Raw genomic sequence first — 17,145 nt, 5'->3', positions numbered from 1 at the left:
AATGAAGAGTAGTGGAAAGTCGGTATTGCACGGGCGCAGCGAGTTTGTCATGGTTGCTCTCCTAGCAACCGTTGCTGTGGTCTTGATATGGGGATCGTTGACGATGGATGTGCTATCTGAAAGCAAGCCGGGCCCCCAATTTACTCCCATGTTGTTAGGGGTTTTGACTGCCGTATTCACGGTCGCTTTAGCTATTGATGTTGTTCGTCGCCCGGAGATGGAACAAGATCCGGGTGTAGTGGACAATGCTGGTATTTACGAGATGTCTATCGACATGCTTCATGATCTTGCTGGAATGAAACACAGCGAAGATTCCATGCTGCACGAGGAATTGCTGAATCGGCGCAGTTGGAAAGAAAAAACTGAGATTGAGGCTGATCTCGAGAATCGACCAATCGTTAATTCTGACTGGAGGACGCTCGGCGCGGTCTTAGCATCGGTCCTGGGCTTCATTATTGTTCTTCCGGTTTTGGGCTGGGTATTGGCTGCTGCTGCACTGTTCTGGTTGGTAGCCCATTTCCTAGGTTCATCGCGGCCGATTTTTGATATTTGGGTTTCTTTGATTGTGGCTTCTGTCATTCAACTAATCTTTGGCGCCTTGATGGGGCTCAATCTGCCGACCGGATTTGTAGGAGGCATCTAATGGAACAGCTGGAACTTTTGTTTGAGGGCTTTACGTCCGCTATCACGCCTTACAATCTTCTTTTTGTATTCATCGGTGCAGTACTTGGTACGGCTGTTGGTGTTTTGCCTGGGCTTGGCTCGTCTATGGCCGTGGCTCTGCTCTTGCCAATTACCTTCGCTCTAGATCCAACAGCAGCATTTATTATGTTTGCCGGTGTCTATTTCGGCGGACTTTTTGGTGATTCTACTGCGGGAATTCTGTTGAATACTCCAGGTCAGTCTTCAGCCATTGCGTCGACCTTCGAAGGTCACCGAATGGCAAAGAATGGCCAAGCAGCTAAGGCCCTTGCTACGGCTGCCATCGGAGCGTTCATTGGCGGTCTTGTCTCAACCATCATCGTCGTCTTCATGTCCCCTTACTTGGTGAAAATGGCGACGCAATTTGGACCAGCCGAGTACTTCGCACTTGCCGTATTTGCTTTTGTTGCAATCTCTTCTGTGGTGTCGGAATCTGTCATCCGGGGACTAGGAGCACTCTCGATAGGTGTAGCGCTTTCGCTTGTGGGAATTGATGGTCCTTCCGGGACGTCACGATTCACGTTCGACCAACCTGGGCTATTCGACGGCATCGATATCGTTGTCATTACGGTCGGGCTACTGGCATTGGGAGAAGTCTTCCATATCGCGTCCAGGATTAGAAAAGATCCAGAAGCCCACAAGCTTACAACTGGTGGCATCGCTAGGCTCTCCGGAAAGGATTTTAGGAAGGCACTGCCAGCTTGGGTCCGTGGCACACTTTTCGGTGCTCCGTTTGGAATGATTCCAGCAGGTGGAGCTGAAGTCCCCACGTTTTTGGCTTACGGTACCGAGAAGCGTATAGCAAAGCACACTGGTGATAACGAATTTGGCACTACTGGATCAATTCGCGGTCTTGCTGCGCCAGAGGCCGCAGGAAATGCTACCGCTGGAACCGCAATGGGAACGTTGCTGGCATTGGGCCTACCGACTTCTGCGACGGCTGCTATCTTGCTTGCTGCTTTCCAGCAGTATGGAATGCAACCGGGGCCGTTGCTTTTTGAGCGGTCCGGTGACTTAGTGTGGACCCTTCTGGCTTCGTTGTTTATCGCCCTGTTTGTTCTCCTAGCCTTGAACTTATTTCTAGCACCGATGTGGGCGCGTTTGCTCTACATTCCGAACCATTACCTGTACGCAGGCATTGTTATCGTCGCGATGTTGGGTGTTTACGCGATTTCCTCATCAATCGTCGACCTGCTACTTCTCTTTGGCCTCGGCTTCCTCGGTTTCCTAATGCGTCGCTATCAAATGCCGATCGCGCCACTGCTCATCGGAGTCATCTTGGGGCCGCTAGCAGAAACTGAGCTGCGCCGCGCGCTAGCAGTATCCGAAGGTGATCCGTCAATTCTGTTCTCATCGCCAATCACGATCGGCATTTATGTAGTGCTTGTTGGCGCGATCGCAGTAACTGTCGTTCAGCACCTTCGGCATCTGCCTGGGAATACGAGCAAGTAGAAAAAGAAGCGAATTCCTTGAATAGCCGTAAAGAAGAGGAAACATCTCCACTGTCTAGTTACGTTTGACGGGCTAGGTGGCTGTTCGCAAGGTACTGTCTGTGCTCGTCAACAGGCCAGCGGTCCGCGGGACTTGCCCCCGGAGCTGTATAGCTGTAATTGAAAAAGCTTCATTTGGGAGAATCGGTACACCACGTAGTCGTCCGGTACTGCTGCACGGGGACGAGCGTTGGAGCTACTCTTGAGGGGAGCAGTTGCAGAGACATCAAGGCATTATGGTCGAGAATAGGGACTCTGGCCGCTGGTATTGGGCCGCCCAACGTTGGTCGCCAAAGGAAAAGTGCCACCACTCTTGTATGTAAGGTGCAAACCCCTGCTCAATAAGTACGGCCGCAAGTAAACGGCGTAAGTCTCGAGCTAATAAATCTTCTTTATCCGAAGTGTCGTCGAGGGCCTCGAAGAACCTAAAATCAGCGACATTTCCAAAAGCATCGAAGTCGGCACCCATTGGTAATCCTTGCCCATTCAGGGAAAGAGTTAAATCGACGGCGCCACCGGTGGTGTGTGGGGGTGCTACGACTTTGTCGTTCGCATCAGATACGGAACCTTCGCGGAGTTCAGGATCTTCTTCGAGGTACAGGCGCATTAGCTCGTGCTGAGCTTCCATTGTTCTCCAAGAGTCCAATATCTGGATTTGGAAACCGGATGGTAAACCTTTTTGTGCAGCTCTCAACCGGTCGGCAACAGACTGTCGAAGGTACATTTCGTCAGGCATGACGTTCGTTTCGAGGAGGAGATACTTGTGATCGCGCTCGATGTCGGGAGGCAGGATGATTAGGGGATCACCATTTTCTCCCTTCGGTATAGTGCGTACTTGCTCGTGGGACACAGGCGGGGGAAGCGGGGGCAAGTCTGTAGGAACATGGGGGCGCACCTCATCAAAGAGATAATCTCGTAACCAAGGTCGTGGAATCACGGTTTGTCGTTCTCCAAAGTGTTCGCGTATTCGCCCAAGAGCTCTTCGAGGGCTTCATTCTCATTCATTTTTCCTGCAGTTAAGTAGAGAGTGAGACCTAAGCCAAGCCACAAAACAAGAATTATGTACTCTGCTGGCCAGACCAAGGAGATTGCCGTGCCCGGGTAAAGTGCGAGGACGATAACGAGTGCAGCGCCTAGCGCTCCTACCGCTGGTAGAAGGTGGGTCTTTCGAGGCGCTAGATGGGGATACTTCTTCGGGAGCCTAGCTTGAGCTATCACAATGATTATCCACACCAAGCCAAGATAAATTCCGCCAGTGTCGAGGAACCACACCGCTGCAGCCTTTCCAAGCCAACCCAGCCCGATTGTAATTGCCAGTACGAAGAGCAGCGCATTTACAGGTGTCCCGTGTGTGGGGTGTATCTTGGCAAGACCTTTAGGGAGGAGAGAAACGCGGGCGAGTGCAACCACTACCCGCGAGGTGGCCATGTAGAGGCCCAAGAAGGAAGTCAGCAGTCCCAAAATGGCGATGGCGAAAGCGCCCCAACCTAGAAGGGGGTAACCGGCTGTTTGGAATGCTGTAATGGTGCCCTGATCCATCGTCGCAACCTCTTGCCACGGCAGGATAAAGGCCGACGATGCCAAAACCACGCAATAGAAGCTACCTGCGAGAAGTACTGTAGCGACCACAAGACGTCCAATTTTCTTGGGAGGGAGGTTGGCGTCTTCGGCAAGTGTCGCGACTAACCCGAAGCCCGCCATATATGTCATTCCGGGTACTACAAATCGGAGGGTATTCATTACAGGATTTTGGTCTTCGCGAAAAGCTGGCCAAAAGTTATCAAACGAGCCTTGTGTGAAGCCGACAACAGCTAGGCAGACTCCAATAAAGATAAGAACAGCGAAGAGAATTGTCTGTAGTTGTCCACCTAGTGAAACACCAAAGTAGTTCAAAGCGAAGAATAGAAAGGCGAGTACCAGGCCGGAAGCTAGGACAGGTAGAGAAACTTCTTGGCCGGCAATGCTGTAAAGGGGAATTTCATGCATGAACGGGAAAACTAGGTCCAGTAATAGGCCGAACGCAGTGAAATAGAAAGCCAGGGAAGAAATGTAAGCTCCGATGAGCAGCCAGCCGACGATAAACCCCCATCGTCTTCCAAGAATCGTGTATCCGTAAACCACTTCGCCGCCTGCGCGAGGAAACAGACTAGTTAGTTGTGCGTAAGCCAGGGCGACAAAAGCTGCTAGGAGGGAACCTAGGGCTAACCCGAAAATCATTCCACCGGCACCGTACGTATCGAAGAATGTTCCATTGGTGTAGATCCAACTCGAACCGATAACGCCGGAAACACCCAGCGCGACTAGCGGGAAAACGCCCAGTGTTTTCCGCAACCCTTGTTGTGCCATATATTACTCCTGTCAGTATGTAGTGATATACAGCATATATCGACGAGGGTTTAGAAGTTGATGTTTTGGGGAACGGCTTTAGTTTGCATATTTCCGAGTGCGTACGTTGGCGCTGCTAGCATGGGCTTGTCGGACCGTTCTCCCGAATGCTGGTGTTCTGCGTTGGGACGAAGCTCAGTTGTTTTGATTTAAGTGAGGATTGGTATGCCAGGGACCTCGAGGCGTTTGGAAGCTGCGGAAATCAACGGCTGCCTGTAGAGGCAGGAAGAGAATGCCGGCACCCATCGCCGTCCCAAACAGCGCGAGCACCCAACTCCAGGCCGTACCTTCGGACTTAGGTTCTGCACTGCTTATCGACGCCGAACCGGCAGCGTCACCGGTGTCATCTGCGTGGGGCTTGGAAGTAGTCATCAACTCTACTTTCTAACACTCCGCCCCGTCGGGGAAATCGAGCAGGTCATACCCGCTACTGAGAATCGAAGTTCTCAACGATGAGGCTTGCCGCATGCTCACGGAGGTAATCGCGCATGTATGGCAGAGCATGTGTGTCAGCCGTCGAGGCCGGTGACGCGCATGGTGATGTTGATTCGCCCCGATGCGAGGCCGCAGTCGTGAGGAGCCGTTCCGGGGTATATCTTTGGGACTCCGTGATAGGCGAACCGGGAGGGGCCTCCGAAGACGAACAGGCTGCCGGAGGTGAGATCGATATCCTGATAGGGCTTGTTGCGATTCTCGGTGTTGCCGAACCGGAACCGGCAAGTGTCTCCGATCGACAACGACACAACCGGGTCCGAGGAGCGTTCGTCTTTGTCCTGGTGCATTCCCATACGTGCGGTGTCGTCGTAGAAGTTCACCAGCGCCGCATCTGGCGTATAGTCGTCGCCTCCGTGCGGGTCACCCGTCGCGGCGACGAGTGCCTTGCGTCCGAGTCGCACCATCCAATCGGGGAAGTTGAGTACCCGATTGCCGTTTACGTCGACGGCATCACGGGTGTACTCGTAGGGCCTCCAGTGCCATCCGAGGCACACCGTACGCACGCTCATTTCGTGGCCGCGCACCTTCGCCGCCCGGATCGGCACCGGCCCGTTCGTCCACTCGTGGAAGCGGGCGACGATCCAGCGCTGCTGCTCGAGTGTCAGCCAGCCCGGTATGTAGTGTGCCCCTTCGGGCAGTTCCGGTACAGGTCGGTCGATCATGTCGTCACCGAACAAGGGATTCACTGAATGATCCTTTCAATCTCGGTTGGATTCCCAGTCACCGGAGACCACGCGCTGCGCATAGACGTCAGGCTTGGTCTGCTTCGCATTCATGCTGCCTTCTCCAGCTCCAGAAGTGTTGTCTTCGCGTCCAAGCCGCCGATGTAACCACCTAGACTGCCGTCTGTGCGCAATACCCGGTGGCAGGGCACCACGACCGGCAAAGGGTTGGTCGCGCAAGCAGTGCCGACGGCGCGTACGGCCTTCGGATTCCCAACAAGTTCGGCGACCTCCTTGTAGGACTGCGTGCGGCCGTAGCCGATGCGCGGCAGATAGCGCTGCACGACCTGCCGGAACCCTGAAGACAGCGGGTAGTCCACCGGCACGTCGAAGACGTGCCGGTGGCCTGCGAAGTACTCATCAATCTCAGCGGCGGCCGTGTCTAGGCGGCGGGGGGCCTTGAGCACCCGCGGGCTGATTTTCTGCGCTAGCGACTCCAGCACCGTGTCGAAATCTTCGCGCTCGAATGCGACGCGTACCAGGCCCGTCTCAGTTGCGGCCAGCAGCAGCGGGCCGACCGGAGTATCGATCGTGCGGTAGGCGACGTCCACCAGGCCGTGTTCAGCTGCCAGTGCTGCCAGTCTCGTGTGCAAGGCGTTCATCGCCTCAGGGCCGATCGGGAAAAGCTCCGAGTCCTCGGCACCCGTGCCACTCTCCGCCGGACGGTTGTTCTCAGATGGCGTGATGTCAATCATCGGATACACCTTTCGTGTGTTCGCCTGCGTGATAGGTCTGTCTCAGGCTCTTGATACCGTCCGCTGCAGCTCTGCGCACCGAATCCGTGCTGCCGCCGATGAGCTCGGCGGTCTCTGCGTGCTTAAGTCCTCCCAGATAGTGGTACGCAACGGCGAGACGCTGCCGCTCCGCAAGTCGTGCGACCACCACCCACACGCCGTACTCGTCACTTCCGGGGTTGCCCAGTGATGAGGACTGCTCGGGCAGGTCATCGGTAGGAATTGCGTGCCGTGCACGTGCCCTAGTGATGTCGATGGCCTTGCGGTGAGCGACGCGCACAAGCCATGCCTCCGTATTCGTGTCCTCCGGAAGATCGGGCCAGGCGTTCAGCACGGCCAAGAACGTTTCGGACTAGGCGTCGTCTGCATCAGAACCGGGGCCGAGCACGGCGCGGCAGACTCGTAACACGGTCTGTCCGTGCCGCGTGACGGCGTGTTCGAATGGATGCTGCATCTTCATCAACTAGTAGACGGGTCAGTCGGGTAAAACGTGAGATCCGACTTTCTAGAACAGTCGCGAACCCTTAGTCTCGGCCGGCTCCTCCAGTTCCAACAGGAATCGCTTACGGTCGAGCCCACCCGTGTATCCGGTCAACGATCCGTCCGCACCGACCACGCGGTGGCAAAGGATCACGATGCTCACCGGTTTACGCCCAACTGCCTGGCCGACGCGCTGTGCGAGCCTGCGGTTGCCCAGACGCTCCGCGAGTGCACCGTAGGTCGTGGTCTCGCCGTAGGGGATTTCGCACAGCATGGCCCACACTCGCAGCATGGCCCACACTCGCTCCGAAAACTCGTCCCCCTGCGTCCGCACCGGAAGACCGGATGCCTCGCGTTCACCGGCGAGAAACTCGTCCAGCTCTGCTTTCGCAAGCACAAACACTTCATCCGTGTCCGCGTCGACACGCTCTCCGAGCATTGAAGCCTCTGGAAGATGCCAATGCTGCGGAAAATACAGCCCAGTCAACTGCTCGCCATCCGCGACCAATGTCAGGTCACCCAGCGTCGTCTGAATCTGTGTGGGGCGTAGGTTCGTCATGGTTATTGCCTTTCCTCATTCACCGTGAAGACGCTGCTAGGAGCAGAAAACGTGAGATGACACCCACTATTATTCACTCGATCATGTTTTGCGAGTGCATCCGTAGCAGGATCTTCAGCCTTGAAACCCCTGGAGCTGGTGGGGAAATTGAGAACGCAACGACCTCGTGGCTATGCGCTATCAGGACACCTATTAACAATATGGCAGTGGATATTCTGCCGCGTTCGACTCACTCCGAAGGGCGGGAACCTGTGGATTTTCTCTTCACGTCGGACCGTTGGGTGCAGCTTTGGCCAGGAGGCCTGGTGGGAAACTTGGCGTCAAAGGGTGTTGTGCTTATCGACGATCCCCGGCCCCACCATTCCAGTATCCAGTTCGGGTAGGCACGGCACCGCTTGCAGCCTGGTTGCAGGGCCGGAATCAGTCTCGCCGCGAACGGGGTTGGCGCACAAAACAGGGTGCTTTGCCTGCGTTCTTTGAGCTGGTAATCACTATGAGCAAGACCGGTGATTACTGGCGCAGAGTTCGTTACTACAGCGCGCTACCTGCGGTGTCATCATCCATGTTGCCAACGTAAGCGTAAGTGTTGAATTCATCCGGAGTGCAGCAATCTGCGATGTTGGAAGTCTCGAGCTGGGTATTCGGGGCGGTAGTGGGCCATGAGAAATAGTAGAGGAGTCTTCTCGCAATGCCTGTGAGTTTTCGGTTCAATAAGCAGAACGAGCTGGTTGAGCGGCTGATCGAATGTGTTGTGCGAGGCAGACGCTTGACTTAGTGATCTACGTCAATGCTAATTTGACTTAACGGATGGGCCAGTGGTTCGTCTGTTAGACCGAACAGTAGAGAGGTGAACGTCGTGACCATTGCAGCACTAAGTGTGTCTTTGGGGGTTCTCAAAGCAGTAGCAGCCAATCCTGGAGTCGGGCTTTCAGAGCTGTCGCGCAAGTGCGGTACGCAAAAGTCTCGAACGTTCCGTATTCTCGAAACCCTCGCTGAAGAGGGATTCGTTGTACAAGACACCGACAAGGGCTATCACTTGGGTATGCAGGCAATGATCCTGGGGCAGTTTGCTCGTCAGGGGACCGGGTTGGTTCGCGCAGCGGAGGAACCTATTGCAATGCTGGCGCAGGAATTCGATGAGAATTTCCAGATCCGAGTCCGCGATGGCAGCGAGAACGTTCAGATTTTTTCGCGAAAATCTAACCAACGGCTCCGAGTGGAGTCGACTCAGGGAAATCGCCGACCACTGGGTGTTGGGGCATCGGGGCGTCTGTTGCTTGCCCACATGACACCGGAGGAGATTGTCTACTCTGGATATTCCGGCAAACTCTTGGAGGAATGGGAAAGAGACCGAATCTTTGCCCGGGGTTATTGCGACTCCAAAGGCGAACTCACCGCCGGCGTTGAAGCTGTTGCCGTACCGATTTTTGCTGCTGATGGACGGTGTTCCGCATGTCTTTCAGTGTCCGTGCCCGGAGCTCGTATGTCTGTCGCGTACAAAGAATCACTCATCCGAGGACTCCAGGATATAGCCACTCTGCTGCTCGGGAAATGAATTTTCTTATCTCTCGACGGAAAGGCTCTACTGATGAGTAACGAAATCCGCGCTTCTGATTCGCGTCGTGCTGCGGAGGCAGGCACCGCTGCGCCTCAGCGCAAGTCGATGAACCCGACGGTGGTGATGGGCATCATTGTGTTGGCCACCACCTTGTTAACTTACCTGGTTAAATCGGGTGAATTCGCACGCGATGAAAAGAAGATTATTCCTGACAGCTATCAAGAAGTTGAGAAGGTCTTCAATCTCCGAGACATATTCTTTGGTACGGGAGCACCGGAAGGTAAAGCAGCACCAGTCAGTCTGGTGCAAATGATCCATGCAGTTCCTCAGGGCATCATTGAGCAGGCGGACCTGATCATCATGGTCATGTTCATCGGCGGCATGTTCGGAGTGCTGCAGGCTTCAGGCACCATCGATGCCGGCTTGGAAAAGCTACTCAAAGTAGCAAAAGGCAACGTCTATATTCTCGTTCCTGTGTTAATGGTCGTCTTTTCCTTCGGATCGACCTTCTTGGGAATGGCCAAGGAATACCTGCTGGTCATCCCAATCGTGATTGCGATGACCAACCGTCTCAAACTTCCTAAAGTAATTGGACTGGCGATCGTTGCCATCCCCGTCAAGGTTGGCTATGCAGCCTCAATCACCAATCCGTTTGCCCTTTCGGTCGCGCAACCGCTGGTGGGTGTCCCAGTATTCTCTGGCCTGTGGCTGCGAGTTCTGACGTACTGCATCATGTTAACTGTAGCCATCGTGTTCGTGCTTTTTACCATCCGACGTTACCGGAGCGAACACACCGAAATAGTTGCAGAATTCACTGGGGGCCACATGAGCTCGCGACAGGGTTGGATCCTGGTGTCGCTCATAATTGGTGTCGCTTTCATGGTGTTCGGGTCTCAGCATTGGGAGTGGGAGACTGACGCCCTGGCCGCTTATTACTTGGCTCTTGGCATCGTTTTCGGTGTAATTGCAGGCTTCGGTCCTTCCCGTATTGCGACGGAGTTCGTTGCCGGAATGAAGAAGGTCATGATCGCTGCGGTACTTATCGGTATGGCGACTGCTGTTGCTCTCATCATGAAGCAGGGCATGATCCTAGATACGATCATCGGGTTCTTTGTGGGAATCGTCGGAGGGCATGGTCCGTATATCTCGGCGTATGCGATGATGGTAAGCCAGCTCTTCATGGATGTCGCGATCCCCTCGACTTCTGGTCAGGCGGCAGTCACCATGCCGATTTTGGGACCGGTGGGCGAGATTGTGGGCGTGACTCCGCAGACAACGGTCTTCGCTTTTCTCATGGGTAATGGCCTGACCAACGTTATTACCCCGACATCTTCGGGATTACTTATATTCCTCGCGACCGCGGAGGTGTCTTGGACAAAGTGGGCCAAATATGTGTGGCCACTCATGGTACTCATGATCATCATCGCTCTAGCTATGCTAACGCTGGCTGTGGCCGTTGGATACTAGGGAGAACAATGAAGATTTTGCGTGACATTCAGGTCCCTATGCGGGATAACGTCCGCCTTGCAACGGATGTCTACCTACCGGAAGGGCCAGGTCCTTGGCCCGTGGTGCTGGAGCGAACTCCCTATGGCAAGCATCTCCAGTCACGATCCGAGATTGACGGTAGCGGGAAAGAAATTGGCCGTGAGAAAATGGCCGCTGCCTTCGTTGCAGAAGGTATGGCTGTTGTTTATCAAGACTGTCGAGGCAGGTATGGCTCAGAAGGTGAATTTGAGAAATACGTCCACGAAGCTGAGGATGGCTTCGACACCTTGGCCTGGTTGGTGGAGCAGACGTGGTGCAATGGAGATATCGGAACGCAAGGGCTGTCTTATGCTGCACACACCCAGCTTGCTGCTGCTTGCCTAAATCCTCCAGGGTTGCGGACCATGGTGCTCGACTCCGGCGGCTTTGATAATGCCTACCGGTGGGGGATTCGTCAGGGCGGGGCTTTTGACTTGAAGCAGGCTACCTGGGCTTTCAGACAATCCAAAGCGCTTGAGGCAGGGCAAACAGTTTCTGCTGACGAACTGCGAACTGAGATTTTTGAGTGGTTCGACCGTATTCCTTGGTCTGAGGGGAACTCGCCGCTGGCTAAATTCTCCGAGTATGAGGCATATTTGTTGCGCCAATGGCGTGAGGGTGCTTTTGGCGAGTATTGGGATGTGCCGGGTCTACACAACGCTGCTCACTACGAAGACATGCCGGTCATTCCTGTGCTGTTTATGTCTAGTTGGTTCGACGTGTACGTGCCCTCGACGCTACGCAATTATCAAGCTTTTGTGGAAAAGGGAGCGCGTCCGTCACTCATCATGGGCCCTTGGCTGCATGGTGATAGGGTTATCCCCTCTGCCGGTGATATGCACTTTGGTACTGAGGCTGTTTTTGATGTTGGGTTCGGCCATGGCTGGCTGGAGCACCGTGTTCAGTGGTTGCGATCCGTATTGGTTGACGGAGTGGCGCCTGAGCCGAGTGAGCGTGTGTTTGAGATGGGGAGTAACCGCTGGGTGGACAGCGTTGGCTGGCCTTCGGAATGGGCCCGAGAACTCACTCTGTATCCAGGGCTTGGTGGCACACTGTTGGACAAAGCTGACAAGGGTTCGGTCGAATTGATTGCTGACCCAGCTAAACCTGTGCCGATGGTGGGTGGTCAAGCTACCTCCGGTAAACCTGTTTTTGTCGGAGGCTCATTTAACCAGGTTGAGGACTCGCGGTTTTTTGGTGCGGACGGGTCAGGGCGTGCCCTTGTAGAGCGCGACGATGTTCTGAGCTTTGCTACTGATGTACTTGAGGAAGACGTCGTTGTAGCTGGTTCAGTGACTGTGGAAGTACATTTTAATGCGAGTACTGTTGACTTTGATATAGCAGCAAAACTCGTAGACGTTCATCCAGATGGCAGTGCTTGGAATGTCACCGATGGGATCCAACGCGCGCGTTATCGTGACAGCTTTTCTCAACCCACGCTTGTGGAGCCTGGAGTGGAGGACTCTCTTATTGTTGAGTTGCCTGCAACCTGTATGCGATTCAAAAGGGGCCATAGAATCCGAATCGACCTAGCCGGTTCGAACTTTCCTCATTTTGATGTTAACCCTAATTCCGGGGAGCCCGAAGGGTATGCTGAACGGCCAGTAGTGGCAAGGACGCAAATCCTCCTAGGAGAGAGTCAGACCGTGGTGCGTATGTGAGGATGCGGGTGGTTAGGTATTGGCTCCCTATGCGCGTGTTGTGGAGGGGGAAATATCGAAATGGACCATAGCCCCACTCTGGTGGACAAGCTATGAATCTTCAGGTGCCCTGAGGTGGATGGATTTCACACGTTAAATCCGCATTAGACCTCACCACCTATGGCGCTCTGCTCCTTGCATAGTAGATAAGGTGAGGAGTTGGTCGCACCTTTCATTCTGATTCTGTGGGGCACGGAGCGCTCCAATAATGGTTTGGGGCGCGCCATTTTCGCTGCTTAACTCGCGGATAGGCTGGACAGCGGAACCAAGTCGTCTCCGTCCTCCAAAGCCCAAAACTCCTCACCCGGCAAGTTAGTGACGCCGAGGGACCGGGCCGCTTCATCCAGTGAATCGAAGACATTGATGCCGTCGATAACTAGATGGCCGTCGTCATTATTGACGACGGCTACTACCCAATCCGGATCAACCGGATCAAGCAAATCATCAGTGTAAGATCCTATTACAACGCCAGTCCCGGAAACCTCTCAGCCTCACAAGGAGAGAAAGTCCCCACGCTGGTTCAAACGCTCGGCTCTAGGTCTGCTTGCGCTGACTATCGCAATAGTCGTGGGGGCAGTGGCTGGTGCTCCAGATGTGTTCCTTGGACTGATGATGCTTGCATGGATGGGTGCGGCATTCGGCACCGTCCTCTTTGGCGCAGTTGCCCTTGTTACGTGGAAGCGATAGGTAAGAACCGTTCCGACGAGACGGTTATCATCAGTCGAGGCGGTACACCTCGTAATCATTCGGCTCACCTGCGCCGGGGACGTGCTGCAGACCGAGTTTCAAGGCTAGGGCAATCGACGCTTCATTGGTGGGATCGATGATAGCGACGACGGGGAGCTGTGGGAAACGCTCGCGTGCAGAGGCAATTGCAGCGGTAGCCGCCTCCTTGGCATAGCCTTGGCCTTGTGATTCGGGTGCGAAGCGGTAGTAGAGGTTGAGTACTTCTTCACCGGCCTCCTCACTGTGACGTACACCCGTAAAACCTATGGTCGTGCCATCAAGCTTGGACACCACGTAATAGCCCAACTGCTTTCCATGCCAATTCTCTTGCCATGCGCGAGCTAGTTCCACGGCTTCCTCCCTAGTTTTCATAGCTAACTCAGGGCGATGCGCATAGGTGCGGGAGTCCGAGTGGATAGCAAATATGGCATCAATGTCGGCATCCGTAGGTACCGACAATGAAAGCCGCGGGGTGTGGAGGGCGAAGTCGTGTTTCATGGGAGACCTGTTATAGAAGTGCGCGGTGCTCCCACTTTATCCAATCTGCGCGCGTGTGGTGCAGTCAATTTTGGTGTACGGGCGACCTTTATTGTCAACGCTGGTCATTGCGTAGTTGCCACCGTAGGCTCGGCAGCCGGTGTAGTTGTCCACCGGATTGCTAGGCGCCGGTGCAGCCGGTGCTTGGTAGGCGGGTGCAGACTGCTGGGCCTCCTGTTCCGCACGACGGGCAGCCTCCGCAGCCTCTTGTTCGGCATGGCGGGCGGCTTCTTCTGCTTCACGCTGTGCGGCCTCCGCAGCTTCGCGCGCAGCTTCTTCCTCGGCCTGCTTCTTCTCGCGTTCCTCAACGGCAGAGGAAATCTCGTCATCCAAAGATTCTTGTCGCTCAGTGGCGTCTTTCTTTAGTTCGTCGAGAAGCTTTGCTTGTTCCTTGCCAAACGCTTCTTTCTGGAACTCAGACTGCTCCGCCATGGCCTTCTCTAACTTGGCTGCGGCTGACTTGGCGGTGGCTAGGCGGGAGGCATGGCTACGAGCTTTGTCGAGCTGTTCGTCATTCCACACGTCATCGAAGCGGAACTGCTGCGCCTCATTCACAGCGGAGCGTGCGTCCTGGTAGGACTGGTAGGCGCTGTCATCACCAAAGGTGCATTCCGGGCCGGCCGAGTTGATTCCCTTGCCTGCAGCACGAGCCCTATGCGCTGCGGCAGAAACGTCGGGATAGAAGCGGCCGTTGGCGCCCACTTGGATCGGAACGGCGAGACCCTCTTCGGCGATGGAGGCGTTAACGAGTGAACCGTCCTTGAAGACGCCGGCGAGTGTGCGTCCATACTTGTCCTCGCGTTCGGCGTCGTATTCCAGCGTTACCACCGTGTCCACTGGTAGCAGGCCTGCTAGATACTGCTTGGCTTCCTCGGCCTAGCACTCTTTGCCCATCTCCGGGGTATCGATATTGAGCAGGCGAATGCGTGTGGTCTCACCGTCCTGCACCACATCGATGGTGTCGCCATCGATAATGCTTTGGACCGTAACGGTGTCATCGGAAGAGTCTGGCCCCAGTACGGCATAAGCGCCGTAGCCCACTCCACCGGCGGCTAACAGTCCAGCGACGACCTTGAAAAATCCCATATCAGGAACCCCACGAGAGAAAGAGAGTAACAAGAACAACAGGAGTATATACGGCGCGTGTGAAAATAGGGTACGGGAACCAAACAGAGGGTGTTTGACTCCTTGCAAATAGCTCGATCTGGGTGAAGAGGTAAGTAGAGGGAATTCACCAGAGTAAGCAGTCCTTGGCCGTTACCCTGTGTAAACCCTTGAGAGATCTGTGATTTCTTAGACCTCCGGTACCGGGGCGGTGACCTCTTGGCCTGGTTCCTCAAGGGCTTCTTCCTCGAAGAATGACGAGTCTTCCACTGCGTTTCCTTCGCTGACGTCGCGTTGAACCGTCTTCTTCAGAGCACCCTCAATAAGCGTGCAGAGTGATTCCCTCCGGAGTTCGAAGAACGCATCAAAGTTGTCCTGTCGCAGTGCTTCGGGCGAAATGAGGTGGCCTCGGAGGACACGGTCCACGCCGTCGGCATCGAAGCCCGATTCGCTCTCAACCTTGGTCAAGTAAGCCGATGGGGCAACGCCACCGATAACACGGTTGGTACGTGCGCTAAGTGTCGTCTTGTTGACGATGGATTCGCGACGCTCGTCATCAATTCCGTTCTTCTTGCACCAGTCCTTGGGGAAAATGTGGTGAATATCCACGGCCATGTCTCGGTACTGGAATGCGCCGAATTGTTTGCCTTCTACCCAATCCGTGGAGCCTTGCGCCATAATGAGTGCAGCAATGCCCTTGTATGCAGCAGCGTTGCGGGTGCGCAGCGAGAGAAGGCGCGATTCAGCAAAGGTAGCATCTTGCACGGTGCGTGGGGCGGTAGGTTCTTCATCTATCGCCCAAGCGGGCACCGCTTCAAGGTCACGTACGAAGCGCGTTTCGATGGCAGCGCCGTAGAGCTCGCCAAAGACTCCGCTCCAGAACCACTGTGTGATCTTTTCTTTGACGTGGTGTTTGTCTGCTTCTTTGCCAAGGACAACGGCGATGGCAGCCAGCGGAACCAATTGCTTTGGGTAGGGGACATCCCTGAATCGGTAAATGTGCAGATCCGCAAGGAAGCCGGCCACCCAGATGAAACCTTCCCGCAAGGCATCCCGCCATGTGAGTTAGTCATTTAGCTCAAGTTTTAGAACGTCTTCTCTCTTGGCAGACAAACCGACTTTACGGCTTCCCGAGGAACCCTTGCTGCGCTGAAGCGTGGTCAGCATAGTGATTGCTTGGAGAAAGTCAGTGTTCTCCACCTTGCGGAGGACATCATGTTCTTTCCAAAGCTCCTGAGTTTCAGTCCAGTCGTCGTTAAGGCGGAAGTCATGTTGGTACTTTTCGTAGTATTCCGCATCGCCCGCAAACACTGCCGTGAGGAGCTCAAACACGTTGAGTGGGAGTCCGCCAACATTTACTTTTTCGAAGACGGTAGCCACTGCTGCTTTGTCGGTCTGCTTGTCTAGTTCAATTGCGGGAATCTTGTATTCGTTTACTTGGCGGATAATTCCATCGCTGAACGCGGTCATGAGTTCGGTGTCGCCTAGCTTGCCGAACCACTCGAAGAGCCCCATCTGATCGAGCAACAGCGAAACAGGGATGTAGCCAGCTTCGTGTTGTTTCTCCATGCTGCTGAGGTCGAGAACGATGTCACGATTGAAGTTGGTTCGAATAACACCGTCGGCAGGCACGGAAATCACAGCTTCGTCTAGTTCGAAGGGATCCTCAATAGACCTCTGGATATTGATAAAGTACCTGCGATCGAGGCGCTTGCCGCGTGAGTCTTTGGTGTGAACAACACCGTCACCTTTGAGGGCTTGGGTGAGCGACGTCAGTCTTTGTTGGCCATCGAGAAGCAAGAACTTGGCCTCGGAACGAGCCGTGGCTTCCGTGCTTTCGATGGGGCGTGGTTTGAACCTGACGGAGGAGTTCCCTGTCTCCAGCAGCATGATGATGCCCAGCGGATGTCCACGGAAAATGGTGATGAGGAGTTGGCGAACGCGCTCGTCCTCCCACTTATATTTCCGCTGGAAATCGGGGAGCTGAATCTCCCCGTTTTCGGTATTGCGCATCAGCGCTGAAAGTTGGTGCATGTTGGTGTTGAAACCCACCGGTGCCTCCTTTGTGGCGAATAGTTCGTTTCCAGCATGCCGCAAAAGCTCAAAGGAGGAGGAGAAATAGGAGCAAATCTTGCGAAACTAGCTTCCATTTAAGCGTTCCTGCACCAGTGGAAGTTTCTGTTAGGACCACGGATTTAGTAACGCTGTGGTGAGCAACCAGTAACGCCCTGGTGAGTATCGAGTGACACCCAGGCGTCGACCGTGAGCAGTTACTCCGTATTGGCTTCTAGGCGCATGTTCGGTCCTTCCAGCGTGATGATCTCAGCGCCAACGCCAAGCCGATTCAGTATTGACTCGGCGATGACAGCGTCCGGGATGGATTTGTACCATTCGTCGGGCGTGAACTGGGAGGTGACAATCGTTGA

General features: G+C 54.7%; 18 protein-coding genes and 1 pseudogene. 5 read left to right on the top strand and 14 right to left on the bottom strand.

The window, feature by feature from the left end; genetic code table 11:
* The first annotated feature begins 1 nt into the window (after nt 1).
* A complete protein-coding gene (locus HMPREF3149_RS00140; RefSeq protein ID WP_070535510.1) occupies nt 2-643 on the top strand; it encodes a tripartite tricarboxylate transporter TctB family protein in 642 nt (213 codons plus the stop codon).
* Nucleotides 643-2,154, top strand: a complete 1,512-nt coding sequence (locus tag HMPREF3149_RS00135) for a tripartite tricarboxylate transporter permease (protein WP_070535507.1) — start codon at nt 643-645, stop codon at nt 2,152-2,154. Before HMPREF3149_RS00140 ends, HMPREF3149_RS00135 begins: the two co-directional genes overlap by 1 nt.
* A 264-nt stretch (nt 2,155-2,418) precedes the next feature.
* Here HMPREF3149_RS00135 and HMPREF3149_RS00130 read toward each other — a convergent pair whose 3' ends face one another.
* The 7 genes and pseudogenes from HMPREF3149_RS00130 to HMPREF3149_RS00105 form a co-directional block, all read right to left on the bottom strand.
* Nucleotides 2,419-3,129, bottom strand: coding sequence for a M15 family metallopeptidase (locus HMPREF3149_RS00130; protein WP_070535504.1), 711 nt, complete (start codon nt 3,127-3,129; stop codon nt 2,419-2,421).
* Nucleotides 3,126-4,538, bottom strand: coding sequence for an APC family permease (locus HMPREF3149_RS00125; protein ID WP_070535501.1), 1,413 nt, complete (start codon nt 4,536-4,538; stop codon nt 3,126-3,128). Before HMPREF3149_RS00125 ends, HMPREF3149_RS00130 begins: the two co-directional genes overlap by 4 nt.
* 174 nt (nt 4,539-4,712) lie before the next feature.
* A complete protein-coding gene (locus HMPREF3149_RS13245) occupies nt 4,713-4,949 on the bottom strand; it encodes a hypothetical protein (RefSeq protein WP_141741420.1) in 237 nt (78 codons plus the stop codon).
* A gap of 137 nt (nt 4,950-5,086) precedes the next feature.
* Entirely contained in the window at nt 5,087-5,734 is a 648-nt protein-coding gene (locus HMPREF3149_RS00120) for an alpha-ketoglutarate-dependent dioxygenase AlkB family protein (protein WP_070535539.1), read from the bottom strand.
* Between the two features lie 110 nt (nt 5,735-5,844).
* Nucleotides 5,845-6,396: a methylated-DNA--[protein]-cysteine S-methyltransferase gene (locus HMPREF3149_RS00115; protein ID WP_210385385.1), complete on the bottom strand. Its 552-nt coding sequence runs from the start codon at nt 6,394-6,396 to the stop codon at nt 5,845-5,847.
* A gap of 85 nt (nt 6,397-6,481) precedes the next feature.
* Nucleotides 6,482-6,982, bottom strand: a pseudogene (locus HMPREF3149_RS00110) (RNA polymerase sigma factor).
* Between the two features lie 51 nt (nt 6,983-7,033).
* Nucleotides 7,034-7,567, bottom strand: coding sequence for a methylated-DNA--[protein]-cysteine S-methyltransferase (locus tag HMPREF3149_RS00105; RefSeq protein ID WP_070535495.1), 534 nt, complete (start codon nt 7,565-7,567; stop codon nt 7,034-7,036).
* A gap of 856 nt (nt 7,568-8,423) precedes the next feature.
* On the opposite strand from HMPREF3149_RS00105, the gene HMPREF3149_RS00095 reads away from it, so the two are divergent.
* Genes HMPREF3149_RS00095 through HMPREF3149_RS00085 form a run of 3 tightly spaced genes read left to right on the top strand, consistent with a single transcriptional unit; the run spans nt 8,424 to nt 12,313 of the window.
* Nucleotides 8,424-9,122, top strand: a complete 699-nt coding sequence (locus HMPREF3149_RS00095) for an IclR family transcriptional regulator (RefSeq protein WP_070535490.1) — start codon at nt 8,424-8,426, stop codon at nt 9,120-9,122.
* A gap of 33 nt (nt 9,123-9,155) precedes the next feature.
* Complete coding sequence (locus HMPREF3149_RS00090) at nt 9,156-10,592, top strand: YfcC family protein (protein WP_070535486.1); 1,437 nt, start codon at nt 9,156-9,158, stop codon at nt 10,590-10,592.
* A gap of 8 nt (nt 10,593-10,600) precedes the next feature.
* The gene (locus tag HMPREF3149_RS00085; protein WP_070535484.1) at nt 10,601-12,313 is read left to right on the top strand and encodes a CocE/NonD family hydrolase; all 1,713 of its coding nucleotides are present in this window, start codon (nt 10,601-10,603) and stop codon (nt 12,311-12,313) included.
* A gap of 275 nt (nt 12,314-12,588) precedes the next feature.
* On the opposite strand, the gene HMPREF3149_RS00080 is transcribed toward HMPREF3149_RS00085, so the two are convergent.
* The 7 genes from HMPREF3149_RS00080 to HMPREF3149_RS13810 form a co-directional block, all read right to left on the bottom strand.
* Entirely contained in the window at nt 12,589-12,792 is a 204-nt protein-coding gene (locus tag HMPREF3149_RS00080) for a hypothetical protein (protein WP_070535482.1), read from the bottom strand.
* Between the two features lie 277 nt (nt 12,793-13,069).
* Nucleotides 13,070-13,576 carry a GNAT family N-acetyltransferase gene (locus HMPREF3149_RS00075; RefSeq protein ID WP_070535480.1) on the bottom strand — a complete coding sequence of 169 codons (507 nt, stop codon included), beginning with the start codon at nt 13,574-13,576 and terminating at the stop codon, nt 13,070-13,072.
* A gap of 36 nt (nt 13,577-13,612) precedes the next feature.
* Entirely contained in the window at nt 13,613-14,452 is an 840-nt protein-coding gene (locus tag HMPREF3149_RS00070) for a thermonuclease family protein (RefSeq protein ID WP_141741419.1), read from the bottom strand.
* A 39-nt stretch (nt 14,453-14,491) separates the two neighbouring features.
* Complete coding sequence (locus HMPREF3149_RS12855) at nt 14,492-14,701, bottom strand: thermonuclease family protein (RefSeq protein ID WP_083280720.1); 210 nt, start codon at nt 14,699-14,701, stop codon at nt 14,492-14,494.
* 207 nt (nt 14,702-14,908) lie between these two features.
* On the bottom strand, nt 14,909-15,766 hold the full coding sequence (locus tag HMPREF3149_RS13820) for a hypothetical protein (RefSeq protein WP_246819901.1): 858 nt from the start codon (nt 15,764-15,766) through the stop codon (nt 14,909-14,911).
* A gap of 18 nt (nt 15,767-15,784) precedes the next feature.
* Nucleotides 15,785-16,771, bottom strand: a complete 987-nt coding sequence (locus tag HMPREF3149_RS13815) for a DUF262 domain-containing protein (RefSeq protein ID WP_246819900.1) — start codon at nt 16,769-16,771, stop codon at nt 15,785-15,787.
* 218 nt (nt 16,772-16,989) lie between these two features.
* Entirely contained in the window at nt 16,990-17,139 is a 150-nt protein-coding gene (locus tag HMPREF3149_RS13810; RefSeq protein WP_256366398.1) for an ATP-binding protein, read from the bottom strand.
* Between the last annotated feature and the right edge of the window lie 6 nt (nt 17,140-17,145).

This window comes from Corynebacterium sp. HMSC05E07, assembly GCF_001807225.1.
In the GTDB taxonomy this organism is placed as follows: Bacteria; Actinomycetota; Actinomycetes; order Mycobacteriales; family Mycobacteriaceae; genus Corynebacterium; species Corynebacterium singulare.
Note: the sequence above shows the minus strand (reverse complement) of the source record. Positions and strands in the feature narration are given on the sequence as shown.